The sequence below is a fragment of the Radiobacillus kanasensis genome (genome assembly GCF_021049245.1).
Taxonomy (GTDB): domain Bacteria; phylum Bacillota; class Bacilli; order Bacillales; family Amphibacillaceae; genus Radiobacillus; species Radiobacillus kanasensis.
The window spans coordinates 16,487-36,646 of record NZ_CP088020.1 but is presented as its reverse complement, the minus strand read 5'-3'; the positions used below and the strand labels follow the sequence as shown (position 1 = coordinate 36,646).

Annotated in this window: 19 protein-coding genes, 2 tRNA genes and 2 other annotated features; of the genes, 11 read left to right on the top strand and 10 right to left on the bottom strand. The window is 37.7% G+C overall.

Annotated elements, in window-relative coordinates:
* Positions 1 to 24 precede the first annotated feature (24 nt).
* From KO561_RS00165 to KO561_RS00155, 3 genes are all read left to right on the top strand, one after another.
* The gene (locus KO561_RS00165; protein ID WP_231095098.1) at positions 25 to 1,314 is read left to right on the top strand and encodes a glycoside hydrolase family 18 protein; all 1,290 of its coding nucleotides are present in this window, start codon (positions 25 to 27) and stop codon (positions 1,312 to 1,314) included.
* 208 nt (positions 1,315 to 1,522) lie between these two features.
* Entirely contained in the window at positions 1,523 to 2,611 is a 1,089-nt protein-coding gene (locus KO561_RS00160) for an LCP family protein (RefSeq protein ID WP_231095097.1), read from the top strand.
* A 96-nt stretch (positions 2,612 to 2,707) separates the two neighbouring features.
* On the top strand, positions 2,708 to 3,301 hold the full coding sequence (locus KO561_RS00155; protein ID WP_231095096.1) for a DUF421 domain-containing protein: 594 nt from the start codon (positions 2,708 to 2,710) through the stop codon (positions 3,299 to 3,301).
* A 200-nt stretch (positions 3,302 to 3,501) separates the two neighbouring features.
* Here KO561_RS00155 and KO561_RS00150 read toward each other — a convergent pair whose 3' ends face one another.
* Together KO561_RS00150 and acsA are read right to left on the bottom strand one after the other, a co-directional pair.
* A complete protein-coding gene (locus tag KO561_RS00150; RefSeq protein WP_231095095.1) occupies positions 3,502 to 3,870 on the bottom strand; it encodes a protein YmzB in 369 nt (122 codons plus the stop codon).
* A gap of 340 nt (positions 3,871 to 4,210) precedes the next feature.
* Entirely contained in the window at positions 4,211 to 5,926 is a 1,716-nt protein-coding gene (acsA, locus tag KO561_RS00145; protein ID WP_231095094.1) for an acetate--CoA ligase, read from the bottom strand.
* 392 nt (positions 5,927 to 6,318) lie between these two features.
* Here acsA and KO561_RS00140 point away from each other — a divergent pair, with 392 nt between their 5' ends.
* The 5 genes from KO561_RS00140 (at position 6,319) to KO561_RS00120 (ending at position 11,403) form a co-directional block, all read left to right on the top strand.
* Entirely contained in the window at positions 6,319 to 6,852 is a 534-nt protein-coding gene (locus KO561_RS00140; protein ID WP_231095093.1) for a YceI family protein, read from the top strand.
* Between the two features lie 134 nt (positions 6,853 to 6,986).
* Positions 6,987 to 7,376, top strand: coding sequence for a hypothetical protein (locus KO561_RS00135; protein WP_231095092.1), 390 nt, complete (start codon positions 6,987 to 6,989; stop codon positions 7,374 to 7,376).
* 170 nt (positions 7,377 to 7,546) lie between these two features.
* On the top strand, positions 7,547 to 9,055 hold the full coding sequence (locus KO561_RS00130) for a spore germination protein (protein WP_231095091.1): 1,509 nt from the start codon (positions 7,547 to 7,549) through the stop codon (positions 9,053 to 9,055).
* Positions 9,056 to 9,067: 12 nt separating this feature from the next.
* Complete coding sequence (locus KO561_RS00125; RefSeq protein ID WP_231095090.1) at positions 9,068 to 10,156, top strand: GerAB/ArcD/ProY family transporter; 1,089 nt, start codon at positions 9,068 to 9,070, stop codon at positions 10,154 to 10,156.
* Positions 10,153 to 11,403, top strand: a complete 1,251-nt coding sequence (locus KO561_RS00120) for a Ger(x)C family spore germination protein (protein WP_231095089.1) — start codon at positions 10,153 to 10,155, stop codon at positions 11,401 to 11,403. Before KO561_RS00125 ends, KO561_RS00120 begins: the two co-directional genes overlap by 4 nt.
* Before the next feature lie 272 nt (positions 11,404 to 11,675).
* Here KO561_RS00120 and KO561_RS00115 read toward each other — a convergent pair.
* Positions 11,676 to 11,748 (bottom strand) — tRNA-Arg (locus KO561_RS00115).
* Positions 11,749 to 11,927: 179 nt separating this feature from the next.
* Between KO561_RS00115 and KO561_RS00110 the strand changes: the two genes are divergently transcribed.
* From KO561_RS00110 to KO561_RS00100, 3 genes are all read left to right on the top strand, one after another.
* On the top strand, positions 11,928 to 12,569 hold the full coding sequence (locus tag KO561_RS00110; RefSeq protein ID WP_231095088.1) for a deoxynucleoside kinase: 642 nt from the start codon (positions 11,928 to 11,930) through the stop codon (positions 12,567 to 12,569).
* Positions 12,566 to 13,246 (top strand): deoxynucleoside kinase, encoded by a 681-nt coding sequence (locus KO561_RS00105; protein WP_231095087.1) that lies wholly within the window; start codon positions 12,566 to 12,568, stop codon positions 13,244 to 13,246. The genes KO561_RS00110 and KO561_RS00105 overlap by 4 nt, the downstream gene beginning before the upstream one ends.
* Before the next feature lie 158 nt (positions 13,247 to 13,404).
* Entirely contained in the window at positions 13,405 to 14,163 is a 759-nt protein-coding gene (locus tag KO561_RS00100; protein WP_231095086.1) for a CPBP family intramembrane glutamic endopeptidase, read from the top strand.
* Positions 14,164 to 14,310: 147 nt separating this feature from the next.
* Here KO561_RS00100 and proC read toward each other — a convergent pair whose 3' ends face one another.
* From proC to pdxS, 7 genes are all read right to left on the bottom strand, one after another.
* Positions 14,311 to 15,144, bottom strand: coding sequence for a pyrroline-5-carboxylate reductase (gene proC, locus KO561_RS00095; protein ID WP_231095085.1), 834 nt, complete (start codon positions 15,142 to 15,144; stop codon positions 14,311 to 14,313).
* A 63-nt stretch (positions 15,145 to 15,207) separates the two neighbouring features.
* Positions 15,208 to 15,433: a binding site (T-box leader), on the bottom strand.
* A 154-nt stretch (positions 15,434 to 15,587) separates the two neighbouring features.
* Positions 15,588 to 15,680: transfer RNA gene (locus KO561_RS00090), tRNA-Ser, on the bottom strand.
* Positions 15,681 to 15,843: 163 nt separating this feature from the next.
* Complete coding sequence (locus KO561_RS00085; RefSeq protein ID WP_231095084.1) at positions 15,844 to 16,008, bottom strand: hypothetical protein; 165 nt, start codon at positions 16,006 to 16,008, stop codon at positions 15,844 to 15,846.
* A gap of 163 nt (positions 16,009 to 16,171) precedes the next feature.
* On the bottom strand, positions 16,172 to 16,807 hold the full coding sequence (locus KO561_RS00080) for a hypothetical protein (protein WP_231095083.1): 636 nt from the start codon (positions 16,805 to 16,807) through the stop codon (positions 16,172 to 16,174).
* Positions 16,808 to 16,945: 138 nt separating this feature from the next.
* A complete protein-coding gene (gene serS, locus KO561_RS00075) occupies positions 16,946 to 18,220 on the bottom strand; it encodes a serine--tRNA ligase (RefSeq protein ID WP_231095082.1) in 1,275 nt (424 codons plus the stop codon).
* 57 nt (positions 18,221 to 18,277) lie between these two features.
* Positions 18,278 to 18,484 (bottom strand) — a binding site (T-box leader).
* A 58-nt stretch (positions 18,485 to 18,542) separates the two neighbouring features.
* The gene (gene pdxT, locus KO561_RS00070; RefSeq protein WP_231095081.1) at positions 18,543 to 19,118 is read right to left on the bottom strand and encodes a pyridoxal 5'-phosphate synthase glutaminase subunit PdxT; all 576 of its coding nucleotides are present in this window, start codon (positions 19,116 to 19,118) and stop codon (positions 18,543 to 18,545) included.
* A 71-nt stretch (positions 19,119 to 19,189) separates the two neighbouring features.
* Complete coding sequence (gene pdxS, locus KO561_RS00065) at positions 19,190 to 20,074, bottom strand: pyridoxal 5'-phosphate synthase lyase subunit PdxS (RefSeq protein ID WP_231095080.1); 885 nt, start codon at positions 20,072 to 20,074, stop codon at positions 19,190 to 19,192.
* Between the last annotated feature and the right edge of the window lie 86 nt (positions 20,075 to 20,160).

Genomic DNA, 20,160 nt, shown 5'->3' with positions numbered 1-20,160 from the left:
GAAAGTTAAGGGGAGGAATAAAAGGTGCAAATCCATGTCGTAAGTTCAGGGGATACCCTCTATAATATTGCAAGACGCTACGGTACGACGGTTGATGCAATTGCAGCTGTGAATGAATTGAACCAAGCTGATCCACTCGTTATTGGGCAAGCCTTGTACATCCCAATTATTGGAGAGTTTTATGAAGTTCAGCAAGGAGACACCCTATATAGCATCGGACAACGCTTTGGTATCGATTATCGAGAATTAGCTCGAATCAACAATATTTCTGTTAATACCCCATTATCTGTGGGTACACGGTTATACATTCCACAGCCAGACCAACAGAGTATTGAAGTGAATGCTTATATTGAGCCATTAGGAGGAAACGTATCCGAAGCCCTAGAGAATGCAGCCGAAAAAAACGCTCCGTATCTCACTTATTTGGCTCCATTCAGCTATCGAGTATCCCGTGACGGAAGCTTGATTGCTCCACCACTAAACAATTTTAAAACGATTGCGGAGCAAAATAATGCTGGTTTAATGATGGTTGTTACGAACTTAGAAGGTGGAGAATTTAGTGATACCCTCGGACAACTAATTGTTACAAACCCAGAAATTCAAAACACATTATTAGATAATATTATTGCAACTGCTCAGTCCGTAGGATTCCGCGATGTTCACTTTGACTTTGAGTATTTACCTCCGGCTAATAGAGAAGATTACAATCAGTTCTTAAGAAAGGCAAAGGAACGACTTTCCACTGCTGGCCTATTAATGTCCACGGCGTTAGCTCCAAAAACAAGTGCAACCCAAGAAGGGGCTTGGTATGAAGCACATGATTATGCTGCCCATGGGGAAATTGCGGATTTCGTTGTATTAATGACCTATGAGTGGGGCTATAGTGGCGGGCCAGCAAGGGCTGTTTCACCGATTGGACCTGTTCGAGAAGTAGTTGAGTACGCTTTAACCGAAATGCCGGCTAATAAAGTTATGCTAGGTCAAAATCTATACGGATACGATTGGACCTTGCCATATGTAGCTGGTGGTGAATATGCAAAAGCATTAAGCCCACAACAAGCCATCCAACTCGCAAGACGAGAAAATGTAGCTATTTCTTATGATGAAGAAGCACAAGCACCGTTCTTTAGGTATTTTGATGATGCCGGTAAGGAACATGAAGTTTGGTTCGAAGACGCTCGTTCTATCTTAGCGAAATTCAACCTTATTCGCGAGCTTGATTTACGAGGCATTAGTTATTGGAAATTAGGGTTAGCATTTCCACAAAACTGGCAGATTCTTGACGCAATGTTCGACATTGAAAAACAAGATTAGGGAGAGGGAGACAGGAACTTGTCTCTCTTTTTTGCTGTTACACGACAAAAAACACTACTTTAGACATAGGACTTTTTTACTGTTTTCAAGTAAATGGAATGTATTTTTTCAAATCTCCTGTAAAATATGTAAGGTAGAAGATTAAAACAACTAAAATGAAGGTAAATAAATATTACTTTTTATACGCTATTAGGAGAGATGGATGGTTTTGGAACAAAATAAACGTACAAAATTAAGAAAACAACAAAAGAAACGGAAAGTAAAAAAAGGGGTGCTCTTTACCGTCTTATTGATCTTAATTCTTATCCTTTCATTCGGTGGATACCTATTTTATCAAGCATATGACGCTGCTAAGGAATCTCATCAGGATTTAGATCGAGAAGGAAACAAATCTGAACTACGAGAAAAAGCAGTTACCATCGGAAAAGATCCTATCTCCATTCTTTTACTTGGAATAGAAAATTATTCATCAAATGGTAAAGATGGACGAGCTGATACACAGATTGTTGTCACTTTAAACCCAGATACGGACCAAATGACAATGACAACCGTACCTAGAGATACGATGATTGAATTGACCGCAGATCAAGTAACCTCAGAATACGCAGGGACGCATCGAATAAACGCATCCTATACGTTCGGTTCTATTACCGGATATGGTGGGAACAAGTTAGCAGTAAAGAAAGTGGAAGAACTGCTTGATGTACCAATTGATCATTATATTGCTGTCGATTTCAAAGGCTTCCGAGACATTGTAGATGCCCTTGGTGGGGTAACCATTGATATTAAGGAACCTTTCTGGGAAAAGGATATCTATAATAACAACGAGCGAATTTACTTTGAACAAGGGGAGGCCCATCTCAGTGGAGCTGAAGCGCTCGCGTTCGTGCGTATGCGTAAACGAGATGTGAATGCTAGCTATTCGAGAGATGAAAGACAACGTCAGTTTATCTCAGCGTCCATTGATGAAGCTGTTTCAGCAGGGACCATTTTTAAAGTAGGAGAAATAACCGACATCCTTGGGGAAAACGTTCAAACAAGCCTATCCCCAACTGAAATTTATGCTTTACAAAAAGCCTATTCATCCATGAGCTCCTCCAAGATTAAAACATTTGAAATCCCCGGGGAGGATCAAATTATTAACGACTTGTATTACTTCATTCCTGATGAAGTTGGCCTGAAGGAAACAACTATAAAAATAAAACAAGCACTTGACTTACCGGTTAGCGAAACCGAATTGGACTCAAGTACCGATACAGACACAACAACAGAAACAGAAGAGGACTCCACTTACTAAAACCACCTAATGGTGGTTTTTTCTTTGGGATTTGTGGATGAATAAACGAAGAAAAGAAAATACTATCTGTAGCAAATTTGATAAGGAGGAAAAAAAGTGAGTTGGACTTTTATCTTTAATAGTTTCCTAATGGTCTTGGTCGGTGTCTTTTTCCTACGAATAGCCGGAAGAAAGTCCATTTCTCAAATGACATTAGTTCAAACAGTCATCATGATTTCAATTGGTTCTGTCATTATTCAACCTATTATTGAGACAAGCATTCTTCGTACAACCGTTGTGACCGGTATTTTTGTATTGTCCTTAATAGCTTTAGAATGGATACAGCTTAAATCAAACAAGTTAGAAAAATTTATTACTGGAAAATCGCGGATTGTTATTCAAAATGGGGAGATTCTCCCACAAGAGTTAAAAAAACATCGATTAACAGTGGATCAATTAGAGATGTTTCTTCGGCAACAAGGAATTGCGAATATTAAAGATGTAAAAACAGCTACCATTGAACCAAATGGTCAGCTTGGGTATGAACTGAAAGAAGATGCTCGACCGTTAACAGTTGGTGAATTCAAAAAAATGCTGGGACCATTCATACAACAGCAAAGCAGTAATAAAAATTCGAGTTCCAATAAAGATGAGCTATTCAATGAAATAAACCAAAACCATAAAGAAAGCCATCCGACCTATTTACAATAAAGAACGGCGTATTTGATATACATTTAAAGACCACTTGGACCTTCCATATTTTACAAATAAAACGCAGATTAGGTTAAATTCCGCTGCAGAGCCGCTTTTAAAGCAGAAATCCCCCTCTAGTCTTAAGTTAATTTGTATCCTTTAAAAAAATCCCTGATTATCTGCTAATCAGGGATTTTCATCCTTTTCATAAAATCCTATCAATGCACTCGAATTTTATAAAGGGCTTTTTCGGTTTCTATGTTTAGACCTTTTTCATCCCGGAAAGCCATTAATTCCGAGCCAAAAGGTATTTCATAAGCGCCGAGTGGTAACTCAACATCAGATTCGTTGGATTTTCCACGAATTGTTCCCTCTCCGTGGAGAATTAATTCCTTACCTTCTACATACCCATCGATATCATGCTGATCGGTCCCTCTAATGGTAATTCCCTGAAGTTCCATATTCACACGGTCGATGTCGACAATTTTTTCTTCACTCCCAGTTGCTAGTTCACCTTTGTGTATGCGTACCGTCTGGCCTTTTAAATCTGATAACCAATCTTCAATATCTGCTAGGCTTTGATTCATTACAGGATCCCTCCCATTTATAAGCAATATACTTCTATTATGCAGTAGAAGAGCAAGCTTTATTCTAGATCCATTAACAAACGAAGCTCGTGCTTATTGGCTACCAATTGATCCAACGTATATTCATCCAACACAGCAAAAAAGCTTCAATCGATTGCTTCCAGCCAATTGGATGCTGTTTATTATTTCTGTGGCCCTGAGCCTTTTATGAAAGCAATCAACCAACATCTTAAAGACCTAGGAATCCCAGAAGAAAACGGACGTTTTGAATTTTTCGGACCTAAAGGCGATATCTAATAAAGAAAGAGCTTCCAGTTTATTTTGGAAGCTCTTTTCATTATTATTCCTCTAATGTTGAAGTGTCTCCAGTCGGCAAACCTAACTCCCAAGATTTCAATAAACGACGCATAATTTTTCCGCTTCGTGTTTTCGGAATCGTATCTTTTATCTCTATTTCTCTTGGTGCTGCGTGTGCACTTAAGCCTGTTTTAACAAAAACTCGGATATCTTCTAGCAATTCATCAGTTGCTTCGTATCCATCATTTAATGTTATAAATGCTTTAATAATCTCTCCACGCTCTGGATCAGGCTTCCCGATAACACCCGCTTCTGCTACAGCAGCATGTTCAATAAGCTTACTTTCTACTTCAAACGGTCCCACACGCTCTCCAGATGTATTGATGACATCATCTAGTCTTCCTTGGAACCAGAAATAGCCATCTTCATCCATATAAGCACTATCTCCAGAAACATACCATCCATTAATAAAGTAGCTTTCGTATTTTCCTGGATTTTTCCAGATCGCACGCATCATGGATGGCCAGCCTTGTTTAATCGCTAGGTTCCCCATTTGGTTTGGTGGTAGTACATTTCCTTGGTCATCAACAATCGCCGCTTCTACGCCAGGAATTGGTTTCCCCATCGAACCAGGACGAATGTCCATAGTAGGATAGTTTACAATTAACATGGCACCTGTTTCAGTCATCCACCACGTATCATGAATGCGCAAGTCTAGTGCTTTCATACCCCAAGTAATAACTTCTGGATTCAATGGTTCCCCAACGCTCATCACATGGCGTAACGAACTCATATCAAATTGCTTTAGAACATCCACTCCGGAACTCACAAGCTTTCTAAATGCTGTTGGAGCTGAATACCAAACCGTAACATCATGTTTGTCAATCGTGCCATACCACGATTCTGGAGTAAAACGTCCTCCACGAATCACATTTGTGACCCCATGTAACCATGGAGCAAAAATTCCATAGCTCGTTCCAGTAACCCAGCCTGGATCAGCCGTACACCAGTAAATATCATCCTCTTTTAAATCGATAACCCAATCAGCTGTTGCGTAGTGCTGGATCATCGCGTTGTGAACATGATAAACCCCTTTTGGCTTTCCGGTTGAACCCGAGGTATAGTGAAGGAGCATTCCATCTTCAAGGTCGACCCATTCTATATCAAATTCTTCGGAAGCTTGTTCCGTTTCTTTATAATAGTCAATGTATCCTTCTGGTATATCAGATGAATCCCCAACGAGCACTACTTTTTCTAAATTAGGTAATTCCTTTTCTGGAACACGGCCTAATAATTCAGGCGTTGTAATGAGCATGGTTGCCTCACTATCTTCCAAGCGATCCCGAACTGCTTGCTCCATAAAAGCTTCGAAAAGAGGACCGGCAATAGCCCCTACCTTTAAGATTCCAAAGAAGCTTGCATAAAACTCTGGGCTTCTAGGCATAAATAGAAATACGCGATCGCCTTTCTTAACACCTTGATTTTTCAAAACATTAGCGAATCGGTTACTCGCTTTTTTTAATTGGTCAAAGGTTAATACCTCTTCACGATCAGGAGCAGAATAGATTAATGCTGCTTGGTCCTTTTTGTCCGGATTCTCCGCATGTCGATCGATTGTCTCGTACGCTGCATTAACCTTTCCGGTCTCATACCAACTAAAATTCTTTTTTACCTCTTCCCAATTAAAAGAATCGCGTTTCTCCTCATAGTTCGCTAGATTGTGGTTTCCTGGTCTCGCTGCGATTGGTTGCATATCCATCTAAATCACCTCATCATAAAAATTTGCAAACGGTTTCAAAATTTCAAACAAACCTTTTTAAATCTTATGAGTTTCATGATGTAATCTTGCATGCATTTCAAATTTTCCTAATTACTTCCTAGTTTAAGATAAAACGAAATATATTAAAAGTCATAATACTTAAATAATTTGTTAAATGTTTAGTATTTTCTTTTTACGGTAACTAGATTAGAGAATAACATAGGATTTATAGGAAATATGGACTTCTCAAAAAATAGTCCTTTATTATTAATTATAAAAAATACCCTAGTTTCGAAATAATTTTCTTGACCTCACCTCCACCCTGCTATATACTTACTTACAGAAAGTAACTAACTTACAAAACATAAATAAAAAATTGGAGGAATAAACAAATGACTAAAGCAACTTTTAAAGTGGATCCATCCCACTCTAGTATTGATTTCTCGGTAAAACACATGATGGTATCAAAAGTAAAAGGGGCATTCCATGAATTTGATGCCAACATCGTAGCAGATCCAACAGACCTAACTTCTGCAGAAATTGAAGTGAACGTAGACATTAAAAGTGTAGACACACGCAACGAACAACGTGATGAACACCTACGCTCTGCTGACTTTTTCAACATCGAGAACTATCCAAAAATGACGTTCAAGTCTACAGATATTAAAAAAGTAGGCGATGATGAGTATGAATTAACAGGAGATCTAAGTATCGCTGGTAAGTCTGTTTCTGAAACATTCAAAGTTGTATTCGAAGGCCAAGGACAAGATCCATGGGGGAACCAAGTATTTGGTTTTAGTGCAGAAGGTAAAATTAAACGTAGTGACTATGGCATCACTTATAACGCAGCACTAGAAACAGGTGGCGTATTAATCGGTGATGAAATCAAAATTAGCATAGAACTAGAAGCAACAAAAGAAGCTTAAGATGTATAATTCGGTTGTGGAAACATTCCAAATACCAGACCAAATCACTTAAAGATTTGGTCTTTTTTTATTTCCTTAAATCAATTGTTCTACCAGTATTTGTATTATAATAAGCCTTAAAAGGAGGTGCAAAAATGACTAAAAGGTTAATACAAATAAGTAGATTATTTTTAGGCGTTGTCTTTTTATTTGCAGGTATTAACGGCTTCTTTGTTATCCTTGGGCTTGAACCCTTTATAGCAACTAGTCCTGAAGCAATGACATTATTCCAATTTAAATATCTACTAGTAGTAGAAAAAACATTAGAAATTTTATGTGGAGTCTTACTTATTACCAATCAATATATACCACTAACCCTTATAATTCTATCCCCCATTATAGCTAATATTATTTTACTTCATCTTTTCATAGACCCATCCTTACTTCTTCTAGCTATCATAATTGGTTTAGCTCTTTGTTTTTTGTTGTTCTGTTACAGAAAGAACTTTATGAGTATATTAGAGAGAAACCCCAAACCTTATTAATCGTTCTTTTACCTTTCAAAATTTTCACTTTTCAACTACTATATCCTCCAATATCCCTTGCTTTAGCAAGGGGTTTTTTGTCTTAAAAAGAAATTCGTTCAATCAATTCATAAATTTAGAAGTTTTTGAAACACTAACTAAGACAAATCTGCACTTCTTGAGGTGATCATGTGATTCGGAATAGAATAGTGCGTCGCTCTCGCACTACTCAGCAATCAACTCCTAAACAAGTAACGAAACTGTATTATGACTTTCAACAAAACATTGATCACATCAAACAATTATATACATATGGAACAAATCGAGATTTTCAATCTAGAGAATTTACAGCTAAAGGACCACAAAAAAAGGTAAACATTTTCTTTTATACATCCATCGTAGATACGAAAAAAATCAATCAAGACATTTTGAAACCGTTAGTAGAATTCGAAGGAAAAAGCTTGGAAAACATCCTTACAACAGAAAATATAACGACACTTTATGATTTCGAAGCAGTTATTAACCACATCAATAGTGGCAAGGCTGTACTTATTATAGAGGAATGCGACTATGCTCTTTCCGTTGAAGTTTCTAACTTTCAACATAGGGCAGTTGAGAAACCTGAAAATGAAAATGTCCTCAAAGGACCTAAGGAGGCATTTACAGAGTCGTCCATCATCAATCTGTCTCTTATCCGTAAAAGAATTCATAACAAGCAACTGATTGCGGAAGGCGTTAATGTTGGGGAACGCTACACAATGGAAGCTACTCTTTTATACATTGATGATGTAGTCAATAAAGATATTTTACAAAACGTGAAGAAAAGATTACATGACATAAAGTCAGATGGTATTCGCAATATTGAATTATTAGAACAATATTTAGAAGAACGACCATACTCCATTATACCGACCATTCTTTACACAGAACGTCCTGATCGAGCTGCCTCGTTTCTAGAAGATGGGTTCGTTGTGTTAATCATGGATAACTCTTCTTCTTGCTTAATATTGCCTGCAACCTTTTGGTCCTTTATTCACTCACCAGAGGACCGGTACTTAAGCTTTATGTTTGGGAATTTCTCTAGAATCATTCGCTTTTTAGCGTTCTTTACAGCTATGTTCGTTTCAGCTTTTTACATAGCAATTACTAATTTCCACAGTGAAATGATTCCCCCAGATCTCTTATTGGCCATTACGAGTGCTAGAGAGCGGGTTCCATTTCCTGCAGTCGTGGAAGTATTACTCATGGAAATGGCCTTTGAGTTAATAAGAGAGGCCGGGATTCGAATTCCAAGTCCACTTGGTCCTACGATTGGAATTGTTGGGGCACTAATACTAGGACAAGCAGCTGTACAAGCAAACATTGTTAGTCCAATCGTTGTTATTATTGCTGCATTATCAGGACTATCTTCTTTTGCAGTAGCTAGTATAGACATGAATTATACGGTGCGAATTTCTAGATATATTTTCATGTTTGCTGCTTCCTTTTTCGGCATTTTTTCCTTAGTTGGTGCTTTCTTGTTATGGATTATGTACCTTGTTTCCATTAAATCATTCGGTGTTTCCTTTCTATCACCGATGACACCAACCTATAAATCACCAAAGGATACGATTATTCGCAACAACTTATTGAAAAAAGAATTATTTAGACCTGGACAAATTAAACCGCAAGATAAAGCAAAAAAGGACGAAAATGGTTAGTGGGGGATTAACATGAATCAAATTGGACGTTTACGTGCAAGGGAATTAGCAGCTATGATCATTCTAATGGTAGGGTTAAAGATTGCGGATACGACGCCAGCGCTTTTAGCTCAGAAGGCTAACAATGCCTTCTGGCTTATCCCTATTGTTTCTCTATTACTAGTACTTCCCTCCCTTGCTCTTCTTGTTTACCTATTAAACAAATATGAAGCACAGAACTTTATAGAAGTAACGGAGAAATTACTAGGGAAGATTTGCGGGAAAGTCATCGGATTTATCATATTCTTCCTAAGTTTCTCCTTAATGACAGTGGACAGTAGGAACTACGTGGAACAAATTAATCTTCTTTATTTCCCTAAATCTCCATCTATTATTGTTTATTGCTTATTCTTCCTAGTTTGCTTTCTGGGAGCAAAACGTGGTTTTGAAGCAATTGGATCTACGTCTTGGATCGTGTTACCATATGTAAAATTCTCTGCTGCATTACTTGCGCTACTCGTTTTAAACAAAGGAACTTGGATGCGGGTTTTTCCAATATTCGGATCAGGATGGGATGTTATTTTGAACCAGGGTCTTCAAAAAACATCTTTGTTTTTTGAGTTTTTTTTATTTAGCATGGCCTTTACTGCACTGAAAACGAAAAAAGATTTCATAAAAGGATCTCTCTTTGGAGTAAGCTTCGTCGTTCTAGAAATGATTTTATTCTTTTTTCTTTATATTACGATCTTTGATTATAAGTCTATAGCTAATCTCGCATTTCCCTTCTATGAAGTTACCCAATATGTTAATTTAGGGGAATACTTAACCAATGTCGAGACATTCTTCATGGTGTTCTGGCTGATGGCTGCCTTTGTTCGATTTATTATGTTCTTGTATTTCACAACATGGATATTCGGTGTCGTATTTAATATTAAGGAGTTTGAACCACTCATTCTTCCCATGGCATTTTTTGCTGTAGCTATCGGAATCATTCCGGAAAATGTAGTTGCAAATGAAGTCTTTTATCGGGATGGATTACTCAATATTATATCCCCATTTTTCATTTGCTTACCTGTCGTTCTTTGGATCGTTTCCTTATTTAGGAGGGACTTGAAGAAATGAGAAAATTCATCTTATTACCTTCTATACTTTTCATCCTAACCCTTTTCATTACAGGCTGTTATGATAAAAGGGAATTAGAGAAACAATCCTATGTAATTGCCATTGGTGTAGATCAAGCAGAAGAAGAACATAAATATAGCGTTACGTTTCAAATTGCAAACCCTGAAGCGGGTTCTCTTATAACTGGTGGCGGCACACAAGAAAAGCCACGAGAAACGATAACAATAGTGGCTAATGACCTTATAACAGCAGCAAATACAGCAAATTCTATAGTAACGAAGGAAATCACACTGGATCATACGAAAGTCATCGTTGTCTCCGAAGAATTAGCACGATCAGGTGAGATGATAAGATTTATGCAATCGACTACCCGAACCACGCAAATTAGACCTGGTGTACAGCTAGTGGTCTCCAAGGAAAAAGCAGAAACATTTTTAAATAATAATCATCCAACACTAGAATCTCGGCCACATAAATATTATCAATTCATGTTACATAGAGCCAAAGAAACGGGGAATATCCCTGAATCTGACTTCCATCGATTCTTTCAGATAACCGAAGGAGATGCGGGCTTGTTCTTAGCCATTTATGCCACATCCGAAAAGGAAGACTATAAAGAAAGTGGTAAGGAAGATGAACTTATTGCTGGTGAAATTCCAGCAAAGGGAGAAAATCCAGTTGAATTTATGGGTTCGGCGGTGCTTAAAGAAGGAAAAATGATTGATGTACTAAGCGGACAGGCTACGAGATTAGCCAATGTATTTGACGTGACAACCAATATGAATGACCTTGCATCCACCTATAAAGACCCTCTTGCAGAAGAATATGATATTTCTGCAAGCTACGTGCAAAGGCGAGAACCTGAGGTCAACATTACCTATCACAAAGATAAACCGACGGTCATTGATGTAAACGTCCCTTTTTCAATAGAGGTGTTGGCTATTCCAAGCCTTGTAAACTATGCCGAAAGTAAAGAAAAGCAAAAAATACTGAAGGATTCTATTGAGAAGAGCTTAGAAAAAAAGTCTAGAGAACTTATTAAAAAAACACAGGAGGAATATGGAACCGATCCCTTTTATTGGTCCTTATTCGTTCGGAAAAATTTCTTAACTATTAAAGAGTACGAAGAAGCAAATTGGAACAAAAAAATCTATCCAAACGCTGAAATTAATGTAAATTTCGAGCTGAATATGATCGAATTCGGAAAAATGATAAAAGATACGAATCTAAGTGAATTGAGGGATTAAGTTGTTTGCTAAACTGTTATTGTTTGGGGTATCTCTTTATGTTTGTTACCACTGTTTTTCTTACTCTCGCTTAGTAAAAAAGGAAAAAAATAAACCGGGCCAGATCGCTCTCCTAGTGTTGTCAACACTAGCTATAGTAACTCCTTTTTTGATTCTTTATCTGTATTAAAAAAAGCAAGGGGCAGCCCTTGCTTTTTTTCAATAAATGAGGTTATTGGGAATCTATATAAAATTCTGTTCCCATTCGAACATACTTCGTAACCTTTTCATGATGGCCCTAGCAGGATTCGAACCTGCGACGCATGGTTTAGGAAACCAACGCTCTATCCCCTGAGCTATAGGGCCATTTTTCAAGCACTTCCTATTATACAAAATTCACTTTTGATTGCAACTAATCTAATTGGTGATAATAGTCAATTGTTTTTATACAGGAATTCTATTCGTAATAGGATATGTTATGATAAAATAAAGTTTGTCTGTCAGATTTTATCGAATAAGCTTGTAAGGTGATTGGGGGAGAAGAAATGGGACAGCTTCCTTTTATTGCGGTTGAAGGCCCAATAGGAGTAGGAAAAACATCACTAGCAAATAAATTGTCCTCTCAGTTTCAATTTCATTTATTAAAAGAGATTGTCGAGGAAAATCCTTTTTTGGGGAAATTTTATGATGATATCGAAGAGTGGAGCTTTCAAACGGAAATGTTCTTCCTTTGTAATAGATATAAGCAACTTGAAGATATTGAAAACAATTATTTAGCGAAAGGCAAACCAGTCGTCGCTGATTATCATATCGCGAAAAATATGATTTTTGCTCAACGTACGCTAAAGGAAAAGCATCTAGAAAAATACGAGAATATCTTCAACATTTTAACGGAAGATATCCCGAAACCAAACATGGTTATTTACATTAATGCTAGCTTAGAAACCCTTTTAGATCGTATTCAAATGCGCGGGCGTGATGTGGAACAAAATATCCAAGCAACATACTTACAGCAACTGTCCTTGGACTATAATCACTTTATGACCCAATTTGAGGCACAGCATCCTGATATTCCGGTGATTCGTTTAAATGGGGATGAATTGGATTTTGTAAAGCATCAAAGTGACCTTGAATATATTGTTCATCTCGTTCAAGAGCATTTAAAAGAAGGAGAAATGGTCCAATGAATTATCGAGAGCGCTATAATATCCCACACGACAGCATCATTACCATTGCTGGAACAGTTGGTGTCGGAAAATCAACAATGACGAATTCTTTGGCCAACGCCTTAAACTTTCGTACATCGTTTGAAAAGGTAGATACAAATCCATACTTGGACAAGTTTTATGCGGACTTTGAACGCTGGAGCTTCCACTTACAAATCTACTTTTTAGCAGAACGCTTTAAAGAACAAAAGAGAATGTTTGAATATGGTGGCGGATTTATTCAAGATCGTTCCATTTATGAGGATACGGGTATCTTCGCAAAAATGCACTATGAAAAAGGGACGATGAACCAAGTTGATTATGAAACCTATACAAGCCTCTTTGAGGCGATGGTGATGACGCCTTATTTCCCACACCCAGACCTACTTATCTATTTAGAGGGGTCCTTTGATGATATCATCAGTCGCATCAAAGAAAGAGGTCGCCCAATGGAGCAGCAAACGCCTTTGAGCTATTGGGAAGAGATGTATCATCGATATGAAAACTGGATTAATAACTTCAATGCTTGTCCAGTACTTCGTTTAAATATTGCCGATTATGACTTAATCAAAAATGAGAAGTCCATTGAGCTTGTTTTAGAAAAAGTTGGCCATTTCATTCAACAATCTCGTAAATGGAAATCTGGTCAATTAACGTAAATAAGAAGATGCAAAGAACTAATGGGTTCTGTTTCGAGCACAAAACAATAATGAGCACATCATTAAGCAGTCCAATTCACAATAGAATTAGACTGCTTATTTTTATGGAAAACAAGGTGCCAGAAGTAAATTTGCACTTTATGGAAAGGAGGAATTTTATGTTGATTGTTATTGTGGCACTATTTTTTTCGGGGATTATTTCTATTTCCTATCAACAAGGGGTTATTTCCACTTTTGTATGTATGGGATTATTGATTTTGTCCCTTATCTATAAAGAAAAACGATTCATCACATCGCTACTACTATCATTTCTATTTGGTTTTGTAATATTTACGGTCTCTAATGAATTCGTTGGAACGATAAACATTTCAAAGGAAATAAAGATTATACTTAACCGTTTTTTCCTTGTTTTTATCCTAATAGGAATCTTTTTTAACCATCTCTTCTTTAACAAGAAGGTTTCTTGGTACAATGAAAAACCCGATTGGAAAAACCCTATCGTCTTACCGTTTCATAAAGTTAATATGTTTTGGTTTTGGATGATTGGAATAGTCGTTAATGGAATGGTATATCTGTTTTTTATTGTTCAACAGGATATAGAATATATCCAATCGCTATTATTATTTTGTTTATTGTTCTCACTAATTAATGCCGTTTTTGAGGAAGTGATTTGGAGAGGGATAATGCTTTCGGCTCTTAAGGAATATACATCCACAGGGCACGCCGTCTTCGTAACAAGTGTTGGTTTTGGACTGCTCCATCTCACAATTGGTTTTTCTATTGCTCTTAGTTTATTGATTTCGCTTGCAGGGGTAATATACGCATTAATTACACTTAAAACAAACAGTATCTATCCGAGTATTGTTTTTCATATTGTGGTCAATATTGGAATGGTATATAGCGGATTTATAATATAATGTTTAATCGGATAATAGGTTTGTTCAAATATGAATGGATTTATTTAACATAAAAGCTCAGACCCTTAAATGGGCTGAGCTTTTATATGTTTATTCTTCTACTAATCTTTGTCCTTTTCCGCTTCAAACCCCATTATTCTTGAATCTTTATTTCGTAGGAGTTTGTTCAAACAAACGACCGAGTTCCTTCGATCTCTCTGTTGCCCTCTTCACACATGCTTGTAAGGCCTCTTGATAGTGATACTGATCGAGTGTTTCCAAACCAGCTTGTGTCGTTCCTCCAGGACTTGTAATCTTTTTGCGTAATACGCCTGGTTGCTCCTGTGTTTGCTTTAACATTTCCGCTGCACCCATTAAGGTTTGAATAATTAATTCTTTGGCGGTATCAGAAGCTATTCCCTCATCTAGTGCTGCTTGTTCCATTGCTTCCACAAGATAATAAATGTAAGCCGGGCCGCTTCCAGATAGCCCTGTAATGGCGTGAAGATCCTCTTCATTCACAATAGTTGTTGTTCCAATCGTTTGAAATAGCTGATTAGCCTTTTCTACTTCTGCCTCTTTTGCATACGTACCAGCCGCAATCGCTGTTGCAGAAAAACCGATCGTTGCGGATGTATTTGGCATCGCACGAACAACAGCAACCTTCTTATTAATGGACTCTTCAATAAAACTTGTGGACACGCCGGCTAGTACAGAAATGACGAGTTGGTCTTCTTTTATATATCCTTTTACCTCATCCAATGCTTCTTTGGCGTCCTTTGGTTTCATGGACAACACAACGATGTTTGCACCTTCTATCGTTTCCTTTTTATCGGAAGAACTGTTGATTGCATATTTCTGTTTTAATTCTAATAACCGCTCTTTATTTTCTCTATTTGTCACAGCAATCTGATTGGACTCTACAAACTGTTGAGCAATCATCCCGGAAAAAATGGCTTCAGCCATAGAACCTGCTCCAACAAAAGCAATACGTTGACTCATCTTTCTTCCTCCTCTCTCTTATTTCAAAACGAATTCCATATAAAAACCCCACCCCATCCTTATAAAAAGGACGGAATGAGGCTTATCCGCGGTACCACCTTGATTGACATTGCATTCTGTTGACAGAAAAACAATGTCCTCTTAAAACCGATAACGTTCGGTAACGGTCAAGTTTCGCTTGACGGCTCCCTGGTAGGTTTCAATAACAACAACATGAGAAATCTTTCAGCCGGTGGATTTCACTCTCTATCATTTGTTTATTATTTACTGGCCAGTTCTTAGCCGATAATCATGTAGTATATTTTTTAGTATTATGCCTTCAATTACAATGTATGTCAAGCGTTTTTGGAATATTCACTTTTTTCATCTAGGATTAACATAAAAAAACCGCTACCGAAGTAACGATTTCTTTATCTATAATCTCCAAATTATATGCGCTTTTATGGCGGAGGAGGAGGGATTCGAACCCCCGCGGGCCGTGAAGCCCCTGTCGGTTTTCAAGACCGATCCCTTCAGCCGGACTTGGGTACTCCTCCGTGCGACAAGATTTAATATATCATCTTTCTATATCCATGTCAAACATGCTAGGGTATGTCTTTTTAAAAAACTTTCTTAGCCATTTAGTTTTCTTTTTTTCCTTCTATATGTTGAAGAAAATCTAAATCCATTATTGTCTCATCAACTTATAATATGGCTTACTTAATCACCCAGCTTATTAGATAAATCATTCAAGGTTTTAGAGATCTTACTAAGTAATACTATTATATGGACAAAAAAACCAACTGCAATGCCTACTAAAGGAGCTAGTGCCCCAAAAAAGAATACTGAAATTAAAGTAGCAAATATATAAACAAGCACTATCATTATAGTTCTCCTTTATTCCATTTATTCCGGACAATTCCTTTAACAAGTGAAAAGTGATTATTTTTAGGGTTATTACATGGTAATAGCTGTGTTCATTTTTCTATTTTCTTCACAAAAAATCTAAAAAAATTTTTCTTCTTTTTTCAAAATAGTTCGAACCCATTTATTTTAAAAACTTCCCTTTCAGCACATAAACCACTTCATACCTTTTCAATTCATCCATATGATGTTTCATATCCTTATAAAAATCTGGAGAAAGGGAGCTCATTCCCCGATCACCTGAGAAACAAATACTAGCCAGTACAATTTCCTCATCAGAAACATCAACTCTACTAATACTGTCCGTCATACTAGATATATTTTCTAATCCTTTTGCTGGTATGGTATCGATGTTATGCAGAGCAGATGTCCCCTCCAAACTATGAATTCCGATCTCAAAGATAATGTCATTTCTCTTTTGTGGTGGAGAAGAAGTTGTAAAAATGATAGATCCTTTTTCTTCAATATCTTTTGTCATCGGTCCTATTCTGGCTTCCACTGGTTTACCCTCTACAAATTTCTCAATCCACACAGATGCTTTATTGTACGAATCCTCTACATTAAATTCAAATACATTCGCATAAGAAGTGGTTGTAGCTAAAATTGCAGATTCCCTGTCCGTTATGTTTACACTTGAAATATAATTCATTTTTTCCTTATCATTTAAAGCTTCTAGATTTTGCTCTTTTGATCCTTCCTTGTTACAGGCGGTTAAAAGAAACGAGATAACTAACAGAAATAAAAAAAGGTATCTCTTCAATCTTCCCCCTCCTTCTTGAAACCTAACTATTCATTATGTAATCATTTTAACATATTATTCCAAATATCCCGATACCTTTTTCCAGAATTTAAAAAGACCAAGTCTTTATTACGACCTGGCCCTTTTATAAACATGTCATTATTTAATAACCTCTTTACCACCCATATACGGACGAAGCACTTCTGGAACGACAATAGAGCCGTCCTCTTGCTGATAATTTTCTAAGATTGCAGACACAGTTCTCCCAATAGCTAAACCAGATCCATTTAATGTGTGCACATATTCTGGTTTTCCTTTTTCTTCTCTTCGGAAGCGGATTCCTGCACGTCTTGCTTGAAAGCCTTCAAAGTTAGAGCAAGAAGAGATTTCGCGGTATGTGTTATAGCTAGGCAACCATACTTCAATATCGTATTTCTTGGCTGCTGTGAAGCCTAAATCAGCGGTACACATGCTCATAACACGGTAAGGAAGCTTGAGTAGCTGTAATACTTTTTCTGCATGTCCTGTTAACTCTTCCAAAACATCATAAGAATCTTCTGGTTTCACAAATTGAACAAGCTCTACTTTGTTAAACTGGTGCTGACGAATAAGACCACGTGTATCGCGTCCAGCAGATCCTGCTTCAGAACGGAAAGATGCGCTAAATGCTACGTATTTTTGTGGTAATTGATCCACACTTAAAATTTCTTCGCGATGATAATTCGTGACAGGTACTTCTGCTGTTGGAATTAAGAAGTAATCCCAGTCTTCAATTTGAAAGGCATCTTCTTCAAATTTTGGGAGTTGTCCTGTTCCTGTCATGCTTGTGCGATTTACCATATATGGTGGTAGCATTTCCTGATAGCCGTGTTCATCTGCATGTAAGTCCATCATAAAATTCAGTAATGCTCGTTCTAGTCTAGCACCTAGTCCCTTATAATAGACAAATCTACTTCCCGTAACCTTTGCCGCTCTTTCAAAGTCTAAAATATCTAATTCGGTAGCTAAATCCCAATGTGGCTTTGCTTCATATTCAAAGCTAGGAACCTCACCCCAAGTACGTGCAACTACATTATCGTCTTCGCTATCTCCAAATGGAACACTTTCATGTGGAATGTTCGGGATAGATAAAAGTAAATGCTCTAGCTGTTCTTCTACTTCTTTTAACTCTGTATCCAATGCCTTAACCTTATCCCCAACTTCTCGCATTTCAACAATAAGTGCTTCTGCGTCTTTCTTTTCTTTTTTCAAGACAGAAATTTGTTTAGAAACATCATTTCTTTTTGCTTTTAGTTCTTCGGTTTCGGCAATCAATTCTCTTCTTTTTTCATCTAAATCCCCAAATTTACCTAAGTCTGTTAGATCTTCTCCACGCTTAGATAGCTTTTCTTTTATTTCATCATAATTAGCTCTTAAATACTTTAAATCCAACATGACGCTTCCTCCTTAATGAACGGTATTATACAATAAAAAACTCCCATCCCTAATAGATATAGGGACGAGAGTTTAAATTCCCGCGATACCACCCTGATTGAAGACTTCTGTCTTCCGGCTCACTTCACTGTAACGGTGCTAACCGGGCCTACTTTTCATAAGCCTGATCAAGGATGGATTCACAAGCTACTCCCGTCGATTTCCACCAGCCATCGACTCTCTTGAGAGAGGACACTTGTTACTTGTTCCTATCATACCAATTCGTTCATTCATCTAATTTTAATATAGGATAACAAATCTTAGGGATGACTTGCAAGTTTCCTTAAGATCTTTCTTTGACCATTTGAACAAAATGCTCCGTTACACGGTGATCATCGGTTAACTCTGGGTGAAAAGCACAGCATAAAAATTGGTCTTGCTGAGCGGCTACTATATTTCCATTAAAGGAAGCAAGCACTTCCACATCATCGCCAACTTCCAATACATAAGGCGCACGGATAAAGACAGCATCAAAGTCTTCTGCTATTCCTTTAATCGGAAGCTTCGTCTCGAAGCTTTCTTTCTGACGTCCAAATGCATTGCGCTCTACCTTCATATCCATAAGCTCTAAGTGAGCAAAATCTTGCCCCGCAATATCTTTCGCTAACAGGATCATTCCTGCACATGTACCGAAGATTGGTTTTCCTGCTTGTCCAAATTGCTTCAAAGCATCTAAGAAATCATACTTGTCAATTAATCTTCTCATCGTAGTACTTTCCCCACCAGGAAGAATTAATCCATCGATTTCCTCTAATTGCTCTTTTCTCTTTATGACGATTCCTTCCGCACCAGATGCTTCAACGGAACGAACATGCTCCCGGACAGCACCTTGAAGGCCAAGTACACCTATTTTTGTCATGACGTGTATTCCCCTTTGTAGACTAGTAAGTGGCTGTTCCAAGCTATAGAACAACCTCTAATCTTTATCTTTTACCAGCCACGATCTTGCATACGTTGCTCAGGAGTTAAACTGCTAATTTCAATCCCTTTCATAGCAGTTCCAAGTCCTTTGGAAAGTCTACCAATCAACTCGTAATCTTCGTAGTGAGTGGTTGCTTCCACGATTGCTTTTGCAAATTTTTCAGGATTATCGGATTTAAAGATACCAGATCCAACGAAAACGCCGTCCGCACCAAGCTGCATCATCAACGCTGCATCTGCTGGAGTTGCTACTCCACCTGCAGCAAAGTTTACAACTGGTAGCTTGCCGTTTTCTTTAATTTCTAATAAAACATGGTAGGGAGCACCAAGGTTTTTCGCAAATGTCATCACTTCATCTTCTGTCATACCAACGAGTTGACGGATTTGAGCTTGTACTTCACGCATGTGGCGAACCGCTTCTACAATGTTTCCTGTTCCAGGCTCCCCTTTTGTACGAAGCATGGAAGAACCTTCTCCGATACGACGTGCTGCTTCACCAAGGTCCCGACATCCACAAACAAAAGGAACCGTATATTCGCGTTTGTTTAAGTGGAACACTTCATCTGCTGGTGTTAATACTTCACTCTCATCAATATAATCTACGCCCATTGCTTCTAAAACACGTGCTTCTACAATGTGACCAATACGCGCTTTTGCCATAACAGGAATGGATACAGCATTCATAACCTCTTCTACAATAGTAGGGTCTGCCATTCTCGCTACGCCGCCTGCTGCACGAATATCAGAAGGAACTCTTTCAAGTGCCATAACAGCAACTGCTCCAGCTTCCTCCGCGATTTTCGCTTGTTCAGCGTTGACTACGTCCATAATAACGCCGCCTTTTTGCATCTCCGCCATTCCACGTTTTACACGATCTGTACCTAGGTTAGACATCTGATAATTCCTCCATTTTTCTCTATGATACTGCCTGTTCTTTACTAGCAAATCGAGGCATGTTTAAATATAAGATATATTGTATC